1 protein-coding gene is annotated in these 284 nt (G+C 53.5%); it reads right to left on the reverse strand.

Annotation, left to right across the window (positions count from 1 at the left end; translation table 11 throughout):
- On the reverse strand, window positions 1-284 hold a 284-nt coding region (locus HFE01_RS26670; RefSeq protein WP_167438878.1), incomplete at both ends, for a condensation domain-containing protein.

Below are 284 nucleotides of genomic sequence, written 5' to 3' on the forward strand. Positions count from 1 at the left end.
GCCTCTTCCTCTCTGGCTTCCAGCGTGAAGTCAAACTTCGCTGGTGTTTGCTCCAAGCCGTATGGACGGAAGCTCAGGTCTGCCAGTTGCAGCTCGCCTTCCTCCGTCGTTTGCAGGGTAAACATCGTATCGAACAGCGGATGGCGACTCATATCCCGCTTCACATTCAGCTTTTCCACCAATTCCTCAAATGGATAGTCCTGATGTTCGTAGGCTTGCAGGGCCCGAACCTTCACTTCTTCCACGTAGCTGCGGAAGGTATGTTCCGCTGTCGGATAGTTTCG

The organism is Paenibacillus sp. EKM10P (assembly GCF_011800655.1).
GTDB classification, from domain to species: domain Bacteria; phylum Bacillota; class Bacilli; order Paenibacillales; family Paenibacillaceae; genus Paenibacillus; species Paenibacillus polymyxa.